This window comes from Streptomyces diastaticus subsp. diastaticus (assembly GCF_011170125.1).
GTDB classification, from domain to species: domain Bacteria; phylum Actinomycetota; class Actinomycetes; order Streptomycetales; family Streptomycetaceae; genus Streptomyces; species Streptomyces diastaticus.
Genome location: NZ_BLLN01000003.1, coordinates 420285 through 438253, shown reverse-complemented (window position 1 = coordinate 438253; position 17969 = coordinate 420285). Strand labels below are relative to the sequence as shown.

15 protein-coding genes and 1 pseudogene are annotated in these 17969 nt (G+C 71.9%); 10 read left to right on the top strand and 6 right to left on the bottom strand.

From position 1 onward, the window contains the following. Positions 1-5: 5 nt before the first annotated feature. Positions 6-1289, bottom strand: a complete 1284-nt coding sequence (locus Sdia_RS10390; RefSeq protein WP_189499955.1) for an extracellular solute-binding protein — start codon at positions 1287-1289, stop codon at positions 6-8. Between the two features lie 329 nt (positions 1290-1618). Here Sdia_RS10390 and Sdia_RS10385 point away from each other — a divergent pair, with 329 nt between their 5' ends. The 3 genes from Sdia_RS10385 to Sdia_RS10375 all read left to right on the top strand — a co-directional run bounded on the left by Sdia_RS10385 (position 1619) and on the right by Sdia_RS10375 (position 4294). Beyond that, the gene (locus Sdia_RS10385) at positions 1619-2680 is read left to right on the top strand and encodes a LacI family DNA-binding transcriptional regulator (RefSeq protein WP_191835341.1); all 1062 of its coding nucleotides are present in this window, start codon (positions 1619-1621) and stop codon (positions 2678-2680) included. Between the two features lie 68 nt (positions 2681-2748). Continuing rightward, complete coding sequence (locus Sdia_RS10380) at positions 2749-3768, top strand: phosphatase PAP2 family protein (RefSeq protein ID WP_100452965.1); 1020 nt, start codon at positions 2749-2751, stop codon at positions 3766-3768. A 112-nt stretch (positions 3769-3880) separates the two neighbouring features. Continuing rightward, entirely contained in the window at positions 3881-4294 is a 414-nt protein-coding gene (locus tag Sdia_RS10375; protein ID WP_115068643.1) for a hypothetical protein, read from the top strand. Between the two features lie 791 nt (positions 4295-5085). Here Sdia_RS10375 and Sdia_RS10370 read toward each other — a convergent pair. Continuing rightward, entirely contained in the window at positions 5086-8091 is a 3006-nt protein-coding gene (locus tag Sdia_RS10370; RefSeq protein WP_115068644.1) for a bifunctional [glutamine synthetase] adenylyltransferase/[glutamine synthetase]-adenylyl-L-tyrosine phosphorylase, read from the bottom strand. A gap of 281 nt (positions 8092-8372) precedes the next feature. Here Sdia_RS10370 and Sdia_RS10365 point away from each other — a divergent pair, with 281 nt between their 5' ends. Together Sdia_RS10365 and Sdia_RS30035 are read left to right on the top strand one after the other, a co-directional pair. Further along, entirely contained in the window at positions 8373-8945 is a 573-nt protein-coding gene (locus Sdia_RS10365; RefSeq protein ID WP_189499954.1) for a pyridoxamine 5'-phosphate oxidase family protein, read from the top strand. A gap of 64 nt (positions 8946-9009) precedes the next feature. Then, positions 9010-9231 (top strand): annotated as a pseudogene (locus Sdia_RS30035) (ArsR/SmtB family transcription factor); the annotation flags it as partial. Between the two features lie 268 nt (positions 9232-9499). Here Sdia_RS30035 and Sdia_RS10355 read toward each other — a convergent pair. Beyond that, positions 9500-11062 carry an MDR family MFS transporter gene (locus tag Sdia_RS10355; protein WP_207206368.1) on the bottom strand — a complete coding sequence of 521 codons (1563 nt, stop codon included), beginning with the start codon at positions 11060-11062 and terminating at the stop codon, positions 9500-9502. 161 nt (positions 11063-11223) lie between these two features. Between Sdia_RS10355 and Sdia_RS10350 the strand changes: the two genes are divergently transcribed. After that, complete coding sequence (locus tag Sdia_RS10350; protein ID WP_100452960.1) at positions 11224-11853, top strand: TetR/AcrR family transcriptional regulator; 630 nt, start codon at positions 11224-11226, stop codon at positions 11851-11853. A gap of 135 nt (positions 11854-11988) precedes the next feature. Here Sdia_RS10350 and Sdia_RS10345 read toward each other — a convergent pair whose 3' ends face one another. Both Sdia_RS10345 and Sdia_RS10340 read right to left on the bottom strand, forming a co-directional pair. Then, the gene (locus tag Sdia_RS10345; RefSeq protein WP_100452959.1) at positions 11989-12360 is read right to left on the bottom strand and encodes a hypothetical protein; all 372 of its coding nucleotides are present in this window, start codon (positions 12358-12360) and stop codon (positions 11989-11991) included. A gap of 14 nt (positions 12361-12374) precedes the next feature. Next, the gene (locus Sdia_RS10340) at positions 12375-13649 is read right to left on the bottom strand and encodes a helix-turn-helix domain-containing protein (RefSeq protein ID WP_487251287.1); all 1275 of its coding nucleotides are present in this window, start codon (positions 13647-13649) and stop codon (positions 12375-12377) included. 325 nt (positions 13650-13974) lie between these two features. On the opposite strand from Sdia_RS10340, the gene Sdia_RS10335 reads away from it, so the two are divergent. Beyond that, positions 13975-14310, top strand: a complete 336-nt coding sequence (locus Sdia_RS10335; protein WP_100452957.1) for a hypothetical protein — start codon at positions 13975-13977, stop codon at positions 14308-14310. A gap of 60 nt (positions 14311-14370) precedes the next feature. Here Sdia_RS10335 and glnA2 read toward each other — a convergent pair whose 3' ends face one another. Further along, positions 14371-15732, bottom strand: a complete 1362-nt coding sequence (gene glnA2 / locus Sdia_RS10330) for a gamma-glutamylpolyamine synthetase GlnA2 (protein ID WP_003947745.1) — start codon at positions 15730-15732, stop codon at positions 14371-14373. A 177-nt stretch (positions 15733-15909) separates the two neighbouring features. Between glnA2 and Sdia_RS10325 the strand changes: the two genes are divergently transcribed. From Sdia_RS10325 to Sdia_RS10315, 3 genes are all read left to right on the top strand, one after another. Then, complete coding sequence (locus tag Sdia_RS10325; protein WP_124287099.1) at positions 15910-16578, top strand: thioredoxin-like domain-containing protein; 669 nt, start codon at positions 15910-15912, stop codon at positions 16576-16578. Then, positions 16575-17198 (top strand): DUF305 domain-containing protein, encoded by a 624-nt coding sequence (locus tag Sdia_RS10320; RefSeq protein ID WP_124287100.1) that lies wholly within the window; start codon positions 16575-16577, stop codon positions 17196-17198. The genes Sdia_RS10325 and Sdia_RS10320 overlap by 4 nt, the downstream gene beginning before the upstream one ends. 228 nt (positions 17199-17426) lie before the next feature. Next, entirely contained in the window at positions 17427-17885 is a 459-nt protein-coding gene (locus Sdia_RS10315; RefSeq protein ID WP_100452954.1) for a DUF6153 family protein, read from the top strand. The last annotated feature ends 84 nt before the right edge of the window (positions 17886-17969 follow it).

The following is a 17969-nucleotide window of genomic DNA, read 5'->3' as shown; positions in this document are numbered from 1 at the left end:
GTCGGTTACTTGTAGTCCTTCAGGAGCTTGCGGTAGGAGTCACCGGTGGACTTGGCGGCCTGCTCGGGCGTGGCCTGGCCGGTGAGGACCTTGGTGTACTGGGTCTGGAGCGGCGCGAAGAGGCTGCCGCCCTCGGGGACCCAGGGGCGCTCGACGGCGGTCTCGACGACCGGCTTGAAGAACTGCACGATCTCGTTGTCCGCGACCTTGGGGTCGCCGTAGACGGAGGCGCGGGTCGGCAGCAGGCTGAGCTTCTCGGTGACCTCGGCCTGGACCTTGGCGGAGCTCATGTACTTGACGAACTCGTAGGAGGCGTCGAGGTTCTCCGACCCGGCGTAGACGGCGTAGTTGTGGCCGCCCTGCGGGGAGCCGGCGGTCCTGGAGCCGGCCGGGACCGGGGCGACGCCGAAGTTGGCCTTGTCCTTGAAGGCGTCACCGGCGAGGGTGTCGGTCACGGCCCAGGGGCCGTTGATCGCCATGGCGACCTCGCCGTCCTTGATGGCCTTCTGCATGTTGTCCCAGCCGTTGGTGGCGTCGGTGACGGCCACCTTGGAGTCGACCAGCTCCTTGACGGTCTTGAACGCCTCGACGGCGGGCTTGTCGTCGATGGTGACCGACTTGTCCTTGGTGTTGATCATGTCGCCGCCCTCGCCGTAGAGGAACGACAGGAACCAGTAGGCGTCGTCGCCACGCAGGTACAGGGCGGTCTTGCCGGTCTTCGACTTGATCGCCTTGGCGGCCTCGGTCAGCTCCTCGACGCTGGTCGGCACCTCGACACCGGCCTCCTTCAGCAGCTTCTTGTTGTAGAAGATGCCGACGGAGTCGATGACCTGCGGGACGCCGAAGGTCTTTCCGTCGTACTTGGTGGAGGCGGCGGCCTGCTTGAGGTAGTCGTCCTCCTTGTCGAGGGCCGTGGTGCCGTCGAGCGGGGCGAGGTAGCCGAGCGAGGCGAAGTCCGGGGTCCAGGCGACCTCGGAGCGGATCACGTCGGGGGCGCCGGAGCCGGAGGAGGCGGCGTTCTTGAACTTGTTCTGGGCGTCCGCGAAGGGCACGTTGACGTACTTGACCTCGACCTTCGGGTGCTCCTTCTCGAAGCCCTCGGCCAGCGCCTTGAAGACCTTGTCCTCACTGCCGACGGTCGAGGTGTCCCACCAGGTGACCGTGCCGGACAGTTCCCCGCCGCCCTTGCCGGCCTTGGCGCCGCTCTCGTCGGTGGTGTCCCCGCCGCAGGCCGTCGCCGCGAGCGCCAGGCTCGCCACGAGCGCGGTAGCCGCTATGCCACGTCGCATGTGTACTCCTTCAAGCACGGTCCCGATCCGGCGAGGGCTGAGGGCAGCCGTGCCTGCCGCTCCTTCGCGGCCTTCGGGTCGGCAGGAACGTAACAGTCCTGAAAACTGTCCGAAAGAGCTTGCGAGAAATTTCTGCAAGACGAGCCGATTGTTACCTCCACGTGTCCATCCGGTGCACCGATCCCGACCGGGACGGTGATCTTCGTGGTTGAAAGGTCTTGCAAGCCGTTGCCGTGACGGCCGGTCGCCGGCTCCTGACATCTCCGGAAACCGGCCCGCCTCCCCGGGCCGATGGGCAAGCGCGGACCCGGCCGGTACAGTCCCGTGTCATGACCGCGCGACTCGCTGACATCGCAGCCCAGGCGGGGGTCAGCGAAGCGACCGTGAGCCGGGTCCTCAACGGCAAGCAGGGCGTCGCCGCGGCCACCCGCGAATCCGTCCTCGCCGCCCTCGACGTCCTCGGCTACGAACGCCCGGTGCGGCTGCGCCGCCGCAGCGCCGGACTGGTCGGCCTGATCACCCCGGAGCTGGAGAACCCGATCTTCCCGGCGCTGGCGCAGGTCATCGGGCAGGCCCTGACCCGGCAGGGGTACACGCCGGTGCTGGCCACCCAGACCCCAGGCGGCTCCACCGAGGACGAGCTGACCGAGATGCTGGTCGACCGGGGCGTCTCCGGCATCATCTTCGTCTCCGGGCTGCACGCCGACACCACCGCCGACATGACCCGCTACGACCGGCTGCGCGGCCAGGGCGTGCCGTTCGTCCTCATCGACGGCTTCACCGACCAGGTGCGGGCGCCGTTCATCTCCCCCGACGACCGGGCGGCGATGCGGCTGGCCGTCACCCGCCTCGCCTCGCTCGGCCACACCCGGATCGGTCTGGCACTGGGCCCCAAGCGGTTCGTCCCGGTGGTCCGCAAGACGGAGGGGTTCACCCGGGCGCTGCGGGACACCTTCGGGACGACCGCCGAGGAGGCCGAGCGGGAGTTCGTCCGGCACTCCCTGTACACGCTGGAGGGCGGCCAGGCCGCCGCCGACTCCCTGCTGGACGGCGGGTGCACGGCGGTGGTGTGCGCCAGCGACATGATGGCTCTCGGCGCGATCCGCGCGGTGCGCCGCCGCGGCCTGGACGTGCCCGCGGACGTCTCCGTCGTCGGCTTCGACGACTCCCCGCTGATCGCCTTCACCGACCCGCCGCTCACCACCGTCCGCAAGCCGGTCACGGCGATGGGGCAGGCGGCGGTCCGCGCCCTGCTGGAGGAGATCGGCGGGACTCCCGCACCGCCCAGCGAGTTCGTCTTCATGCCGGAGCTGGTGGTGCGCGGTTCGACGGCGTCGGCGCCCGCCGGCCTGGGGGAGGTCCCTCAGGGGGAGATCGTCCGCAAGGCGTAGAGAATGCGGACCTGACCCGTCCGGGGGATGATCGGTCGGTAGGCGCGATTCTGACAGAATCCCTCCCTATGGGTGAGACCACTGTGACGACTTCTGACGGCCGCGGACCGGCCCCCGCCCCCTCGCCCACGGGCCCGGCAGGGCGCACGCCGCCCACGGGTCCCCTGCGCCGCCTGCGCACCCCGCGGCGGCCCCGGATCTGGTTCGAGGTGCTGCTCATCGCGATCAGCTACTGGGTCTACTCCCTCATCCGCAACGCGGTCCCGGAGCAGAAGGCCCAGGCGATGGCCAACGCCGACTGGATCTGGGAGGCCGAGCAGCGGCTCGGCATCGCCGTGGAGCACGGCGTCAACCACGCGGTCAACTCGGTGACCTGGCTGATCGTGGGGATGAACTACTACTACGCGACGCTGCACTTCGTCGTCACCCTCGGTGTGCTGGTCTGGCTCTACCGCCGCCACCCCGGGCGCTACGCGGCCACGCGCACGGTGCTGTTCGCCACCACCGCCGTCGCCCTGGTCGGCTACTACCTGTATCCGCTGGCGCCACCCCGTCTGATGGACGGGCAGCACTTCATCGACACGGTCCTGGTCCACCAGACCTGGGGCTCGATGGCCTCCGGCGACCTGAAGCACATGTCGAACCAGTACGCGGCGATGCCCTCCATGCACATCGGCTGGTCGCTCTGGTGCGGCCTGACGATCTTCGCCCTCGCCTCGGCCCCCTGGGCCAAGATCCTCGGCCTGCTCTACCCGGCACTCACCCTGGTCGTCATCGTGGCCACCGCCAACCACTTCTGGCTCGACGCGGTCGGCGGCCTCGTCTGCCTCCTCTTCGGCTACCTGGTCGCCCGCCTCTGCTACGGCACGTACCCGCACCGCCTGCCCCGTCAGGTGGACGCCGTACGCGAGGGCGAGGCCGCGCCGCCACCGGCACCCGCCGCGCCACCGGCCCGCGAACCGGCGCCGACCGCCGAACGGGCCCTCCCGCCGGAGGGCCGTCGCCCCTCCCCCACGGGCCCCGCCCCCCAAGGCGCCACCGCGCTGACCCGCGCCTCCCCGGAACCGGCCCCCGCCCCAGAGCCCTGACACCCGCCCCGTACCGGTCCCGCCACCCGGACGCCGGGCCAGTCGGGCGAGGCTAGCCCGACGCACGCGGCCCGGGCGGTACACAGCCGTCCGCGGCGGGCACACGGCAGACATGACCAAGGACCACGACGACGGGCTGCCGGACCCCGCGCACCGGCGCCCCGAGGGCATGAGCGAGAGGACGGTCGAGGCGCTGGGGGCACTCTCCAAGGCGCTGGAGACCACCGAACGGGCCCGGGGCCACCTGTACTCCTTCCACCAGCTGACCGGCACCGCCGACTTCCAGCTCGACGAGGCGGTCCGCCTGCTCCACGAGGCAGGCCACCCCGAGGAGGCCGAGCGCGTCCGCGCCGAACTGGTGGCCCGTGACGTCACCCCGGGCCACTGGACCTTCCAGCTCGTCGAGGAGTACGAGGACACCTACTACCGCCCCTTCACCGCTGTGGAGACCGAACTGACCGACCGGCTCGCGCAGGGCCGCCGCCACCTCCACGAGGCAGAACTCAAGCGGCGACGGCGGTCCTGAGCACGGGGGCGTCCCCCGAGGCTGGTGCCGGTCCCGGGGCGGGCCCGCAGGCCCCCGCCTCCGCCGCCCGCGACCAGCTCCCGCACCGGGACGGCGAGGAGGACCAGCCGGCCCCGTACGCCGCACCCCGCGTCCACCGCCGCGCGGTGAGCACCCAGCGCGGTGCGGCTCCGCCGGGGCCGCGGACGTGGCCGCGTTGGGCGCCGTCGGAATGGCGGCCCGGCCCGGGGGCGGTTGTTCCGGCGGAAGCCGGTCCTCGCCGTCCCGCAGGTGCGACGCGGTGCTCCCGGCCGTGGCACGGCTCCGGCGGGCGGGCGCCCGGGGGCCCCGGGGGGGGTGCGCGCCTCGGAGGCTGCGAGGAGAGGGGGTGGCCCGTGTCCTCCGGCCGGGGGTGGCGGTGGCGGGACGCGAGGGCGGCCGGGAGCCGCGGCGGGGGCGGGCCGGGGCTCCCGCACCGGCCGGGCTCGGGGCCGGACGCGGGTTCCGTTCCGGTCGCGAGCCGTTGCGGCTCGGAGTCGGACCGGGCCGGAACGGAGTCGAGGCCCGGCGCCGGACTCAGCGGGGCGGACGGCTCCAGGGCACCGGGCCACTGCCTGTCCCTCGCGCGTTCGGACGGCACGGCACTCCCTCTTGCGGGCTCACCGCGCGGGTAAAAGGGAGGTCAGGTGCGGTCAGGGCGAGCGGTCGCTCCCCCTCCACGCCCGGCCGGCGCCGGCCGGGAGCGGCGGACGGCGCCGTTCCCCTGACGGAACGCTCACGCTCACACCCCTCCGCCGCAGTTCAGCGGCGCCTCAATGGGTGGTGGCCGCGTAGAACACCTCGTCCACCACGGCTCGGGCCCGCCGGGTGGTACGCCGGTAGTCCTCCAGCATGTCGCCGACGTGGCCCGGCTCGTACCCCAGGTAGCGGGCGACGGCGGCCAGTTCGCGGCCGTCGGAGGGAAAGGTGTCGCCGGGGCGGCCCCGGACCAGCATGACGGCGTTGCGGACCCGGGTGGCGAGGACCCACGCCTCGTCCAGCATGGCGGCCTCCTCACCGGGGAGCAGCCCGGCGGCGACGGCGGCGGCCAGGGCGGGCCGGGTGCTGGTGGTACGCAGTCCCGGCTCGGCCCAGCCGTGCCGCATCTGGAGAAGCTGCACGGTCCATTCGACGTCGGAGAGGCCGCCCCGGCCCAGCTTGGTGTGGAGGGTGGGGTCGGCGCCGCGCGGGAGCCGCTCGGACTCCATGCGGGCCTTGAGACGGCGGATCTCGCGGGCCCCGTCCTCGCCGAGCCCTTCGGCCGGGTAGCGCAGCGGGTCGACCAGTTCCACGAAGCGGGCGCCGAGTTCGGCGTCGCCCGCGACCGGCTCGGCCCGCAGCAGGGCCTGCGCCTCCCACACCTGGGACCAGCGCCGGTAGTACGCGGCGTAGGAGGCGAGCGAACGGACCAGCGGACCGGTCTTGCCCTCGGGCCGCAGGTCGGGGTCGATGAGCAGCGGCGGGTCGGCGCTGGGGATCTCCAGCAGGCGGCGGAGTTCGGTGACGACCCGGCTGGCGGCCTTGGCGGCCTCCTGCTCGTCGACGCCTTCGCGCGGCTCGTGGACGAAGAGCACGTCGGCGTCGGAGCCGTACCCCTGCTCGTGGCCGCCGAAGCGGCCCATGCCGATGACGGTGAAGCGGGTCGGCAGGGTGTCGCCCCAGCCGTCGCGGACCACGGCGCGCAGGGTCCCGGCGAGGGTGGCGGCGTTGAGGTCGGAGAGGGCGGAGCCGACCCGGTCGACCAGGGCGCCGGGGTCGGCCTCGGCGGGGCTCTCCTCGGTGCCGTACGAGCCGATGAGGTCGCCCGCGGCGGTGCGGAAGAGTTCCCGGCGGCGTACACCGCGGGCGACGGCCACGGCGTTCTCGGCGTTGTCGGAGCGGCGGACCGCGGCCAGCACCTCCTGCTCCAGCTGGGCCCGGCCGCGTGGTTCCAGGCCGCGGACGTCGCCGAGCAGGGCGACCGCCTCGGGGGCGCGCATCAGCAGGTCCGGGGCGAGCCGCCCGGCGGACAGGACGCGGGCCAGGTTCTCGGCGGCGGCTCCCTCGTCGCGCAGCAGCCGCAGGTACCAGGGGGTCTGGCCGAGGGCGTCGGAGACCTTGCGGAAGTTGAGCAGCCCCGCGTCGGGGTCGGCGGAGTCGGCGAACCAGCCGAGCAGCACCGGCAGCAGGGTGCGCTGGATGGCGGCCTTGCGGCTGACACCGGAGGCGAGGGCCTCCAGGTGGCGCAGGGCGCCGGTGGGGTCGTCGTAGCCGAGGGCGACGAGGCGTTCGCGGGCCGCCTCGGTGGACAACCGCGCCTCTCCGGGGCCGAGTTGGGCGACCGCGTCCAGCAGGGGCCGGTAGAAGAGCTTCTCGTGCAGCCGGCGGACGACCCCGGCGTGGCGACGCCAGGCCCGGTTGAGGGCGACCACCGGTTCGGTGCGCAGCCCCAGCGAACGGCCCAGCCGCCGCTGGTCCACCTCGGCCTCGGGGACGAGATGGGTGCGGCGCAGCCGGTAGAGCTGGATGCGGTGCTCCATGGAGCGCAGGAAGCGGTACGCCTCGTCGAGCTGGGCGGCGTCGGTGCGGCCGACATAGCCGCCGGCGGCCAGCGCGGCGAGCGCGTCCAGGGTGGTGCCGGAGCGCAGCGAGGGGTCGCTGCGGCCGTGCACGAGCTGGAGGAGCTGCACGGCGAACTCCACGTCGCGCAGCCCGCCGGGGCCGAGCTTCAGCTCCCGGTCGATCTCGTGGGCCGGGATGTTGTCGACGACGCGGCGGCGCATCTTCTGCACGTCCGGTACGAAGTTGTCCCGCTCGGAGGCCTGCCAGACCAGCGGCGCGATGGTCTCGATGTAGGCGGTGCCCAGCGCGGCGTCCCCGGCGACCGGGCGGGCCTTCAGCAGCGCCTGGAACTCCCAGGTCTTGGCCCACCGCTGGTAGTACGCGAGGTGGCTGGAGAGGGTGCGGACCAGCGGGCCGTTGCGGCCCTCGGGGCGGAGGTTGGCGTCGACCGGCCAGATGGTGCCCTCGACGGTGGTCTCGGAGCAGATCCGCATCAGATGGGCGGCGAGGCGGTTGGCGGCCTGGAGGGCGGGGGCCTCGTCGTCCTCGGCCGGGTCGGCCGGTTCGGCGACGAAGATGACGTCGACGTCGGAGACGTAGTTCAGCTCGTGGCCGCCGCACTTGCCCATGGCGATGACGGCGAGCCGGCAGCGGGCGGCGTCCTCGGGCGCGGCCGCCTCGGCGACGCGCAGGGCGGCGCGGAGGGTGGCGGTGGCGAGGTCGGCCAGTTCGGCGGCGGTCTCGGCGACGTCGATGGTGCCGCAGACGTCGCGGGCGGCGATGGAGAGCAGGCAGCGGCGGTAGGCGACGCGCAGCGAGTCCGGGTCGGTGGCGTCGGCGAGGCCGCGGGTGAACTCCTCGACGCCCGGGTGGAGGTCGGCCGACTCGTAGACGGCGAGGGCGCGCCAGTCCCGCGGATGACGGGCGAGGTGGTCGCCGAGCGCCTCGGAGGCACCGAGCACTCCGAGCAGCCGGTCGCGCAGCGGCTTGGCGGTGACCAGGGTGGAGAGGAGCCGCTGCCGCTCCTCCTCCGGCTCGGCCTCGGCGAGACGGACCAGGCCGAGCAGGGCGAGGTCGGGATCGGCGGTGGCGGCGAGCGCGTCGAGCAGGACGGTGTCCTCGGCGACCGGGGCGAGCACCTCGGAGCCGAGCAGCCGCTCGGCGCTGGAGGGGTCGGTGAAACCGTGCCGCAGCAGCCGGGTGAAGGTACTGCTCCGTCGTCCCTGCGGGATGGTCATGCGCCCGTCTCCCTGCCTGCCCGCGTGCCGGAAATGTGCTGGTCGGGGCGGGTCCTCGGGGTCGGACGCGCCCGGCAGGACCCGAGCCTAGCGCCTTGCCCGCGTGCGGCCGGGGGCTACCGGGCCAGGCGGATCGGAAAGAAGGCCGGCGGGCACCGATGAGTTCCGCGACGCCGCGCGGTCGTAAGGGTGGCGGCTCCCGCTCCGCCGCCCGGTTCGCCCGGGCCGGGCGGCGGAACGGGGCCGTTCCGGACAGCGGGGGATCAAGGAGAGTGGGACCGATGGGCACGCACCCGGACACTGACGCGGACACGAACAGCACGGCGGCCGCACCCACCGGTCACGGCGGCCCGGTGTCGACGACACTCGACCCGCGCTACAGCACCCCCGGCGCCGAAGCCGTCCCGTGGTCCGCCGCCGAGGACCTGCTGCACCGGTCGGAGGTCTTCTGGCTGTCGACGGTGCGCCCGGACGGCCGCCCGCACGTCACCCCGCTCCTGGCGGTCTGGCAGTACGACGCCCTGCACTTCGCCACCGGCGCCGAGGAACGCAAGGCGCGCAACCTCGCCCAGAACCAGCAGGTCATCCTGACCACCGGCAGCAACACCCTGTCGGACGGCCTCGACCTGGTCCTGGAGGGGGAGGTCTCCCTGGTCGGCGACTCCGACCGCCTGACCTCGCTGGCCACCGCCTGGTCCACCAAGTACGGCCCCGACTGGACCTTCGAGGTGGCCGACGGCACCTTCCAGCACTCCGACGGCGCCGGCGCCCTCGTCTTCGCCGTCCGCCCACACCGAGCCTTCGGCTTCACCAAGGGCAACCCGTTCAGCCAGACCCGCTGGGACTTCACCTGAGGCGACCCTTCTCCGGCAGTTCACGCGCCCCTGCGTTCAGGATGACGTGTATCGCCCCCTGGCCGTGCTGACCACCGCTTCCGACATCGAGGTACTGGCCCGGTTCGGCCGCGCGCCCGCCGACCCGATCCGCTGCCGCATCCTGCCCTCTCCGCGGGACGCCCCCGCCTGCCCGGCCGACCTCGCCGACGCGCTCGGCGTCTCGCGGACCCGGCTGTCGAACCACCTGGCCTGCCTGCGCGACTGCGGCCTGGTCACCGCCGCCCCGGACGGAAGCCGCAAACGCCGTCCCCCAGGACGGACAAGCCCGACACCACCCCCGACCCCCACCCCGAACCCCCTCACTGCACCCGCCACACCTGACGACCCCGGACAACACCGCCTCCACTCAAGACCCGGCCGGGCGCGGCCAACACCAGCCCGGCCGGCGCTTGAGGCCCCATCAAGCCCGGCCGGCGCTTGAGGCCACCCCAGCCCGGCCCGGCAAACACCACCGCCCCCACCAGGCGAACCCAGCAGGGGCGGCAAGGCCCGACGTCAGCGCCCCGGAAGGCTCACCCCGCAGCAGCGGGAACGCGCTCCCCGGCGTCCCCGGCGTCCCCGGCGCCGCCTTCGGCGGCAAGGTCCACACTGTCCCGCAGCCGGGTAGGCGTGAGGAACAGGGTGGCCACCACGCCGACGAGCGCGATCCCCGCGGAGATCAGGAAGATGTGCCCGGTCGCCTCCCCGTAGGCGGCCCGCACGACCTCCTGGATCTGCGGCGGCATCGCCGCGATGTTGAGCGTCCCGCTCCCGGAGTCCCCGGCCGCCGGGTCGACCCCGAGCCTGGCCAGCCCGTCGGTGATCTTCGCCGACACCTGGTTGGCGAGAACCGCCCCGAGCACGGAGACCCCGACGGTCCCCCCGAGCGACCGGAAGAAGGTGATGGAACCGCTGGCCGCGCCCAGCTCGGAGAGCGACACGGTGTTCTGGAGGACCAGCACCAGGTTCTGCATCGACATACCGACACCGGCGCCGACGGCGAGCATCCCGAGCGAGACCCCGATCAGCGAGGTCTTGTGGTCGATCAGCGAGAGCCCGAGGAACCCGACGGTCAGCAGCACCACACCGGCGATGATGTACGGCTTGACCTTGCCGGTCTTGGAGACCAGCCGCCCGGCGACGGTGGACGAGACGAGCACGCCCGCCATCATCGGGATGGTGAGCAGCCCCGCCTCGGTCGGCGAGTAGCCGCGCCCGATCTGGAAGTACTGGCCGAGGAAGACGGCCCCGCCGAACATCGCCATGCCGACCGCGAGGGAGGCGACGATGGCGAGAGCGGGGTCGCGGCGACGCACCACGTGCAGCGGCACGATCGGCTCGGGGACCTTGGACTCGACCGCGACGGCGGCACCCAGCAGCAGGACGCTGCCCGCGACCATGGCGAGGGTCTGCCAGGAGACCCAGTCGAAGTTGTTGCCGACGAAGGTGACCCAGAGCAGCAGCAGCGAGACGCCGGCGGCGATCAGCGAGGCGCCGAGGTAGTCGACCTTGGTGTCGGGGCGCTTGATCTCGTCCAGGTGCAGGGTGCGGGCCAGCATCACCAGGGCGATCAGGGTGAAGGGCACCGCGATGAAGAAGCACCAGCGCCAGCCGAGCCAGGAGGTGTCGGTGATGAAGCCGCCGAGCAGCGGGCCGCCGACGGTGGCGACGGCCATGACGCCGCCCAGGTAGCCGTTGTACCGGCCGCGCTCCTTGGGGCTGATCATCGCGGCGATGATCACCTGCACCAGGACCTGGAGGGCACCCATGCCGAGGCCCTGGATGACGCGGAAACCGATGAGCTGGCCGGTGTTCTGGGCGAAGCCGCAGGCCAGCGAGGCGACGACGAACAGCCCGATGGCGATCTGAAGCAGCAGTTTCTTGCTGAACAGGTCGGCGAGCTTGCCCCAGATGGGCGTCGACGCCGTGGAGGCCAGCAGCGTCGCGGTGACGACCCAGGTGTACTGCGACTGGGTTCCGTTGAGCGAGCCGATGATCTGCGGCAGGGCGACGGAGACCACGGTGCTGCTGATCATCGCCACGAACAGGACGACCAGCAGACCACTGAAGGCACGCATGATGTGCCGCTGGTCCATCGGGGCGGCGGCCTGCTGTGGAGCGGCCGAGTGTGCGCTCACGCGCAACCTCCGGAGGTGATGAGCAGATGATGTGACTGATTCACCATACATGCACACTGAGCAAGTTTGCTCACCCTGCAATAATGCCCACTGGGTAATGAGTGAGTAATATCTGCCCCATGGACAGCACCGAGGAGACCCCGGCGGCCACCCCCGACGCACCACTTGGCCTGCGCGAACGCAAAAAGGCCGCCACCCGCCAGGCCGTCCACGAGGCCGCGATGCGGCTCACCCGCGAGCACGGCCTGGACCACGTGACGGTGGAGGCCATCGCCGACGCCGCCGGCATCTCCCGGCGTACCTTCTCCAACTACTTCGCCGGCAAGGAGGACGCCGTCCTCTACGGCCGGGAGCAGCACCTCCAGCACCTCCTCGACTCGGTACGCGACCGCCCCGCCGAGGAGACCAACTGGCAGGCCCTGCGCGCCGCCGCCCTGGTCCTGCGCGATGCCCGCCTCGACCCCCCGCGGCGCGAATGGGCCCAGCAGACCCGCCTCGCGATGAGCCACCCCTCACTGCTCGGCCGCCAGCTCAGCACCCTCGCCACCCTCGAACGCGACCTCGCCGCCACCCTCACCGCCCGGCACCCCGCCACCACCGACCCGGTACGCGCCCGCGTCATGGCCGCCGTCTTCCTCGTCGCCCTCCGCCTCGCCATGCAACTCTGGATCGAGGAGGACGAACAGGCCGAGGACCCGATGGAACTGATGCTGCGCACCATGGACGAAATGGGCGAGCGGTTCACCTGACCACAGCCGAAAGGGGCGTGGGGCGCCCACTCAAAGCGCCCCACACCCCTGCCAGCTCTGCACTTCCGGCCTTCCGGCCTTCCGGCCTTCGGGCCTTCGGGCCTTCGGGCTTCGGGCCTTCCGCCGAAGCTTCGCTCAACTCAGCGGGAAATCCCTCTCGATCGCCTCGAAAATATCCGCGTCGGTCTCCCGCTGCCATTCCGGAAGCTCAGACCAGTCGGCCACATATCCGGGCTTCGGCTCCTCGAAATGCTTGTACATCTGAGCCGTCCAGCACGTAGCGACGAACCGCCCCTTCTGCTCCCGCGAAAGCCGCCCCGCCTTACCCGCACTCACCTCCACGAACTGCCTCACCTGCGCACACACGGCCCCGGCAGCCTCCCGCTCCCACTCCGGAGTCCCCTCCCACGGCGTGACATACCCCGCCTTCGGCTCCCCAGGAAAATGCCGCCGCACACCGGCAATCCAGCTCTCCCGGAACAACCGCGCCCCTTCAACCTCCGACATACCTACCCCTCTCGTCACGACATGCCCAGCACGGCAATCTCCGCAGCCAGTCCGGCCACCCGCCGATCCTCACCCAGGGAGCGCAACTCACCACGCAGAGCACCGAGTCTACGAACGACATACCCCGACCCCGTCACCCGAGCCAGGCCCACAGCCTCACCCCCGTACGCCACCACCTGCTCGGCGTCACCCCGCCGCACGCCGATCACCGCGAGATCGGTGAGGACCGCACCCCGCCTCCGGTACGAATGCCCCGCCGCCAGCTCTGTCTGCTTCAACGCGCACGTCAGCGTCTCCTCCGCCAGGTCGAACCGCCCGAGCTGTACGTACCGCGCTCCCCGCTCCTCCGAGAGCCGCGTCCCGTCGAACCGCAGCCACCCACCGTTGGTGCTGCCCCCGCCCAGCTCACACACGGTCTCAGCCTGGTCCATCGCCCGTTCGCAGGCCGTCAGATCGCCGAGCCCCGCGTACGCCTCCGCCTGCACGGACGCGACCCACTGCCGGGTCGACAGAGCACTGTCGCCCCGGCGGGCCAGCCGCGCCGCCGCCCCGAGCAATTGCACCGCATGGCGGTGGCGCCCTTCCGACATCTCCACGTAGGCATGACGTACCAGGGCGCAGGCCCACAGGTCGTAGGCGTCGGCATCTCTTCCCACTGAGGCCGCGAGGGCGTACGAGGAAGCTGCCTCGGAGTAGCGATTACCGTCGAAGGCGATCTCACCGGCCAACTGGAAAAGGTCGGCAGCTGCGCCCAGCAGAGGGCGGGTGGGTCCCCGCCCTCTCGCCAGGGCTTCGTTCAGCGTCGTCAGCTGGTCACGAATGACAGGGTGCATGGCTCTCTTGGAACGGGCCAGTTGGTAGACCTGCCAGAGATGGCCGTTCATCCGGTCGAAGTCGGCTGAAGCACCCAGGCCGGCCCCTTCCTGGAGGGCCTCGGCCTCATCCACGGGCAGCACCGCCAGCGCACCACTGACGCTCAGCACGCGAAGAAAAGCGCGACGGATCATCTCGTCGGAGTCTCCCGGGGTCGGGGATTCCTCGGTCTGGCACCGAGCGTTCTCCTGGACCCTAACGGCAGGTGCCGCCAAGAGGCAGTCCAACTCGTCAGGGCTGAGTCCGAGCGCGCTCGCGAGACCCTTCCGCTGCTGAGGTTGCGGCAACACCTTGCCGCACTCCCAACGCCCCACCGTCGTACGGTCCACGCCCAGCAGATGGGCCAGCTTCTCCTGGCTGTAACCCATGGTCCTACGTCGATTCGCCAGTCCCATGCGGCCACCCTTCCCCCATATTCGTCTCTCTCGGGCGGCATGCACCGATCTGCGTCAAGAGTGCCGCAGGAGTGCCGTGGCCGTCCGGCACTCCGCGCTATTTCCTGATCCCAGGCCAGGAAAGGCCCAGGGAAGCGAAAGGACTCGCCTTGACCACAGGAAAGCGGACGGCTATGACACTCAAAGTCTCCCGGGACTCCGGCCGTACATGGGGACCGGTGACGGCGGTGCAAGTCGAAGCGGACGCGCCTCCCCCGACGGCCATCGGCAGGTTCCCGCCCTGCACGTGCAGCAGGTGCACCGGGCGGACGGCGGCGGACACGGGCCGTTTCCAAGGCTCGGCATCATGACCAGGTGTCCGCACTGGCGCCGCGTGCCGCCCGGCTTGGCTGACGAGGCCCGGGCGAGGACCGCATCAGGATGCGTCGATGCGGCCGTACAGTGCCAGCTCGCCGCTTCGCACGCGGGCAGTGAGCACTACGGCTTCCTGGACGAGACGGATCGCGGTACCGCCCTCCGGCTGCGCTGGAGCGGAGCCGACCAGGTCTCCTTGGCCACCCGCACCGACTGCCCCGGCACCGGTCCGCTCCCCCACGGAGACGCCTGCTGCCTGTTCGCAGGCCACCCCGGCCCCCACACCTGGGAGGACGGCCATCCGGCCGAGCCGCCCGCGCATCACTGAGGCCCGCGCTCGGCGAGCACGGGCGCCTCAGCGGCGTCCGGTAACGGAACTGGTGCGCCCCTACAGAACCGGCAGCAGGTTCTTCAGCTCGAAAGCGGTGACCTCGCTGCGGTACTCCTCCCACTCCTGCTTCTTGTTGCGGAGGAAGAAGTCGTACACGTGCTCGCCCAGGGTTTCGGCGACGAGTTCGCTGCGTTCCATGAGGGAGATGGCTTCGCCGAGGTTCTGGGGGAGGGGCTCGATGCCCATGGCGCGGCGTTCGGCGTCGGAGAGGGCCCAGACGTCGTCGTCGGCGCCCGGGGGGAGTTCGTAGCCCTCTTCGATGCCCTTGAGGCCGGCGGCGAGGAGGACGGCGTAGGAGAGGTACGGGTTGGCGCCGGAGTCCAGGGAGCGGACCTCGACGCGGGCCGAGCCGGTCTTGCCGGGCTTGTACATCGGGACGCGGATCAGGGCCGAGCGGTTGTTGTGGCCCCAGCAGATGTACGAGGGGGCCTCGCCGCCGGCGCCGGCGGAGCGGGCCGAGCCGCCCCAGATGCGCTTGTAGCTGTTGACCCACTGGTTGGTGACGGCGGAGATCTCGGCGGCGTGGCGGAGCAGGCCGGCGATGAAGGAGCGGCCGACCTTGGAGAGCTGGTACTCGGCACCGGACTCGTAGAAGGCGTTGCGGTCGCCCTCGAAGAGGGAGAGGTGGGTGTGCATGCCCGAACCCGGGTATTCCGAGAAGGGCTTGGGCATGAAGGACGCCTGAACACCCTGTTCCAGCGCGACCTGCTTCATGACGAGGCGGAAGGTCATGATGTTGTCGGCGGTGGAGAGGGCGTCGGCGTAGCGGAGGTCGATCTCCTGCTGGCCGGGGGCTCCCTCGTGGTGGCTGAACTCGACGGAGATGCCCATCGATTCGAGCATGGTGATCGCCTGGCGGCGGAAGTCCATGCCGACGTTCTGCGGGGTGTGGTCGAAGTAGCCGGAGCTGTCGGCGGGGACCGGGCGGGAGCCGTCCACCGGCTTGTTCTTCAGCAGGAAGAACTCGATCTCCGGGTGGGTGTAGAAGGTGAAGCCCAGGTCGGAGGTCTTGGCCAGGGCGCGCTTGAGGACGTAGCGCGGGTCGGCGAAGGACGGGGAGCCGTCGGGCATCAGGATGTCGCAGAACATGCGGGCGGTGCCGGGGGCCTCCGCGCGCCACGGCAGGACCTGGAAGGTGGCGGGGTCGGGCTTGGCGATCATGTCGGACTCGTAGACGCGGGCGAAGCCCTCGATGGCGGAGCCGTCGAAGCCGATGCCCTCGTCGAACGCCTGCTCCAGCTCGGCCGGGGCGACGGCGACCGATTTGAGGAAGCCGAGGACGTCGGTGAACCACAGGCGCACGAACCGGATGTCGCGCTCCTCCAGCGTACGAAGCACGAACTCCTGCTGCTTGTCCATAGCTACATCCTTGCAGTTCAGACGGTCTGCGCGCCACCGCCCAGCGTGTGGGTGCCCCACCAGTATCACGGCCAGGGGTTTCGGCCAGATTACGGGCAGCGGTATGGCCCTGGACACCCCGCTCCCCATTACGATCAGCGGGCCCGCCCGCCCCCAAGACCGCGCGAAGGACACACCATGGGTTCGACCAGGAACACCCCCGGGTCCGCGGAGGACCGCCGTGCCCGTATCCAGCGCATGCGCGCGAGCGAGCAGGCGCGCGAGCGCCGTAACCGCGTGCTCCTCACAGGTGTCGGCACGCTCGTCGTGGCCGGGCTGATAGGCGGCGGCGGGTACCTCTACCTCCAGAAGTCGGACGAGAAGGAGAAGACCGAGGCGGTGGAGCGGGAACAGGCCGAGAGGCCCGTCGAGGGCGAGAAGACCTGGAAGGCCGAGGAGCTGGGCCGCGACCACGTCTCGACGCCGGTCTCCTACCCGATGACCCCGCCGGTGGGCGGTGACCACAACCAGGTCTGGATGAACTGCGACGGCGACGTCTACGAGAAGGCGATACCGGAGGTCAACGCCGTCCACTCGCTGGAGCACGGCGCCGTCTGGGTGACCCACAACGGCGACGCCGACCCCGCCGAGGTCGGCAAGCTGGCCGAGCGCGTCAAGTCCACCCCGTACTCGTTGATGAGCCCGGTGGAGAAGCAGGAGGGCGCGCTGATGCTCAGCGCCTGGGGCAAGCAGGTGACCGTGGACGGCGCGGACGACCCGCGCGTGGCGCAGTTCTTCACCAAGTACGTGCAGGGTCCGCAGACGCCCGAGCCGGGTGCCGCCTGCACCGGGGGCCTCGCGTCGTGAGGATCCGTACGGCGCTCGCGGCGGGCGCGGCGGCGGTGGCGGTCGCGCTCGGGTCGGTGGTCGCGGTGGCCGCCGCCGGAGGCGAGGAGGCCGCGCCCGCGCCGGCCGTGCCCGCCGCCGACTCGGCCGACGCCGGGTTCGCGCGGGACATGGCCGTCCACCACCAGCAGGCGGTGGAGATGTCGTTCCTCGTCCGGGACAGCACGGGCGACGAGGAGATCCGCACGCTCGCCTACGACATCGCCAACACCCAGGCCAACCAGCGCGGCATGATGCTGGGCTGGCTCGACCTGTGGGGGCTGCCGAAGGTGTCCGAGGAGGCGCCGATGGCCTGGATGGGGATGCGGCACAAGCCGGGGAAGGACGGCGCGCTGATGCCGGGGATGGCGACCAAGGCCGAGCTGGAACGGCTGCGGAAGACCGAGGGCGAGGCCGCCGAGATCCTCTACCTGCGGCTGATGACCGCCCACCACAAGGGCGGCGTCCACATGGCCGAGGGGTGCGTCAGCGCCTGCGAGGTCGAGGTCGAGCAGCGGCTGGCCCAGGGGATGGTGGACGCCCAGCGGTCGGAGATCGACCTGATGGCGGAGCTGCTGCGCAAGCGGGGCGTCCACGACTAGGGCCTGTCCGGCGGAACCTCGCGGCACGGCCTGCGGCGTCTGGTGCGTGCTCCCGGCGTGCGCCCGGATCTCCCTCGTACCGCACGTACCCGGGTGATGCGGGCGTGCGGCGAGAGTGCGTGCCAGGCGTCGCGGGCCCACGAAGATCCGCCGGACAGGCCGTAGGCCGTCCGCCCGGACACCGGCCCGCCGTCCGGGCGCATACCCGGGAGGGGTAGGCTGCCGCCCATGAGGACGAGGGCGGGCGCGGTGGCCGGGCGGGCGGGGCGCCTGCTGCTGCTCGCCGCCCTGCTCCTCGGCGTCCTCACCATGCACACCCTGGGCCACCCGGCCGGGGACCACGGCAGTGCGCACGGCGCCGCCCACGAGCCGGGAACGGTCGCGGCGGCCCCCGCTGCCCCGGCGGGGTCCGGCGCGGGGGAGCACCACTCCCCCGCCGCCGAAGCCGCCACCGGTACGACCGACTCCTCCGACCCCCTGCCCGGCACGGACCCCCTGTCGGTCTGCCTGGCCGTCCTCGCCGCGCTCACCCTCGGCCTCCTGCTGCGCGCGGGCGGCCTGCTGTGGCGGGGCACCGCCCCGGGTTCCGCCGCGCGCGTGCTCCTCACCGGCCGCCGGGGCGCCCAGTGGCCGATAGCGCCGCCGACCCGGCTCGCTCTCGCCCGTCTGTCGGTCCTGCGGATCTAGGCCGCCGGAACCGCCGCCTCCGCGCCCCTCGCGCGGCAGGCGCGCCTCCGCGTGCCTTGCCCCACCGCACTCCACTGACGACAA

Coding starts and splice junctions, on each gene's coding strand:
- glnA2 (WP_003947745.1), bottom strand. CDS start 15,732: ATGGACAAGCAGCAGGAGTTCGTGCTTCGTACGCTGGAGGAGCGCGAC.
- Sdia_RS10370 (WP_115068644.1), bottom strand. CDS start 8,091: ATGACCATCCCGCAGGGACGACGGAGCAGTACCTTCACCCGGCTGCTG.
- Sdia_RS10345 (WP_100452959.1), bottom strand. CDS start 12,360: ATGTCGGAGGTTGAAGGGGCGCGGTTGTTCCGGGAGAGCTGGATTGCC.
- Sdia_RS10380 (WP_100452965.1), top strand. CDS start 2,749: ATGGGTGAGACCACTGTGACGACTTCTGACGGCCGCGGACCGGCCCCC.
- Sdia_RS10375 (WP_115068643.1), top strand. CDS start 3,881: ATGACCAAGGACCACGACGACGGGCTGCCGGACCCCGCGCACCGGCGC.
- Sdia_RS10335 (WP_100452957.1), top strand. CDS start 13,975: ATGACCAGGTGTCCGCACTGGCGCCGCGTGCCGCCCGGCTTGGCTGAC.
- Sdia_RS10350 (WP_100452960.1), top strand. CDS start 11,224: ATGGACAGCACCGAGGAGACCCCGGCGGCCACCCCCGACGCACCACTT.
- Sdia_RS10355 (WP_207206368.1), bottom strand. CDS start 11,062: ATGGACCAGCGGCACATCATGCGTGCCTTCAGTGGTCTGCTGGTCGTC.
- Sdia_RS10315 (WP_100452954.1), top strand. CDS start 17,427: ATGAGGACGAGGGCGGGCGCGGTGGCCGGGCGGGCGGGGCGCCTGCTG.
- Sdia_RS10325 (WP_124287099.1), top strand. CDS start 15,910: ATGGGTTCGACCAGGAACACCCCCGGGTCCGCGGAGGACCGCCGTGCC.
- Sdia_RS10390 (WP_189499955.1), bottom strand. CDS start 1,289: ATGCGACGTGGCATAGCGGCTACCGCGCTCGTGGCGAGCCTGGCGCTC.
- Sdia_RS10365 (WP_189499954.1), top strand. CDS start 8,373: ATGGGCACGCACCCGGACACTGACGCGGACACGAACAGCACGGCGGCC.
- Sdia_RS10385 (WP_191835341.1), top strand. CDS start 1,619: ATGACCGCGCGACTCGCTGACATCGCAGCCCAGGCGGGGGTCAGCGAA.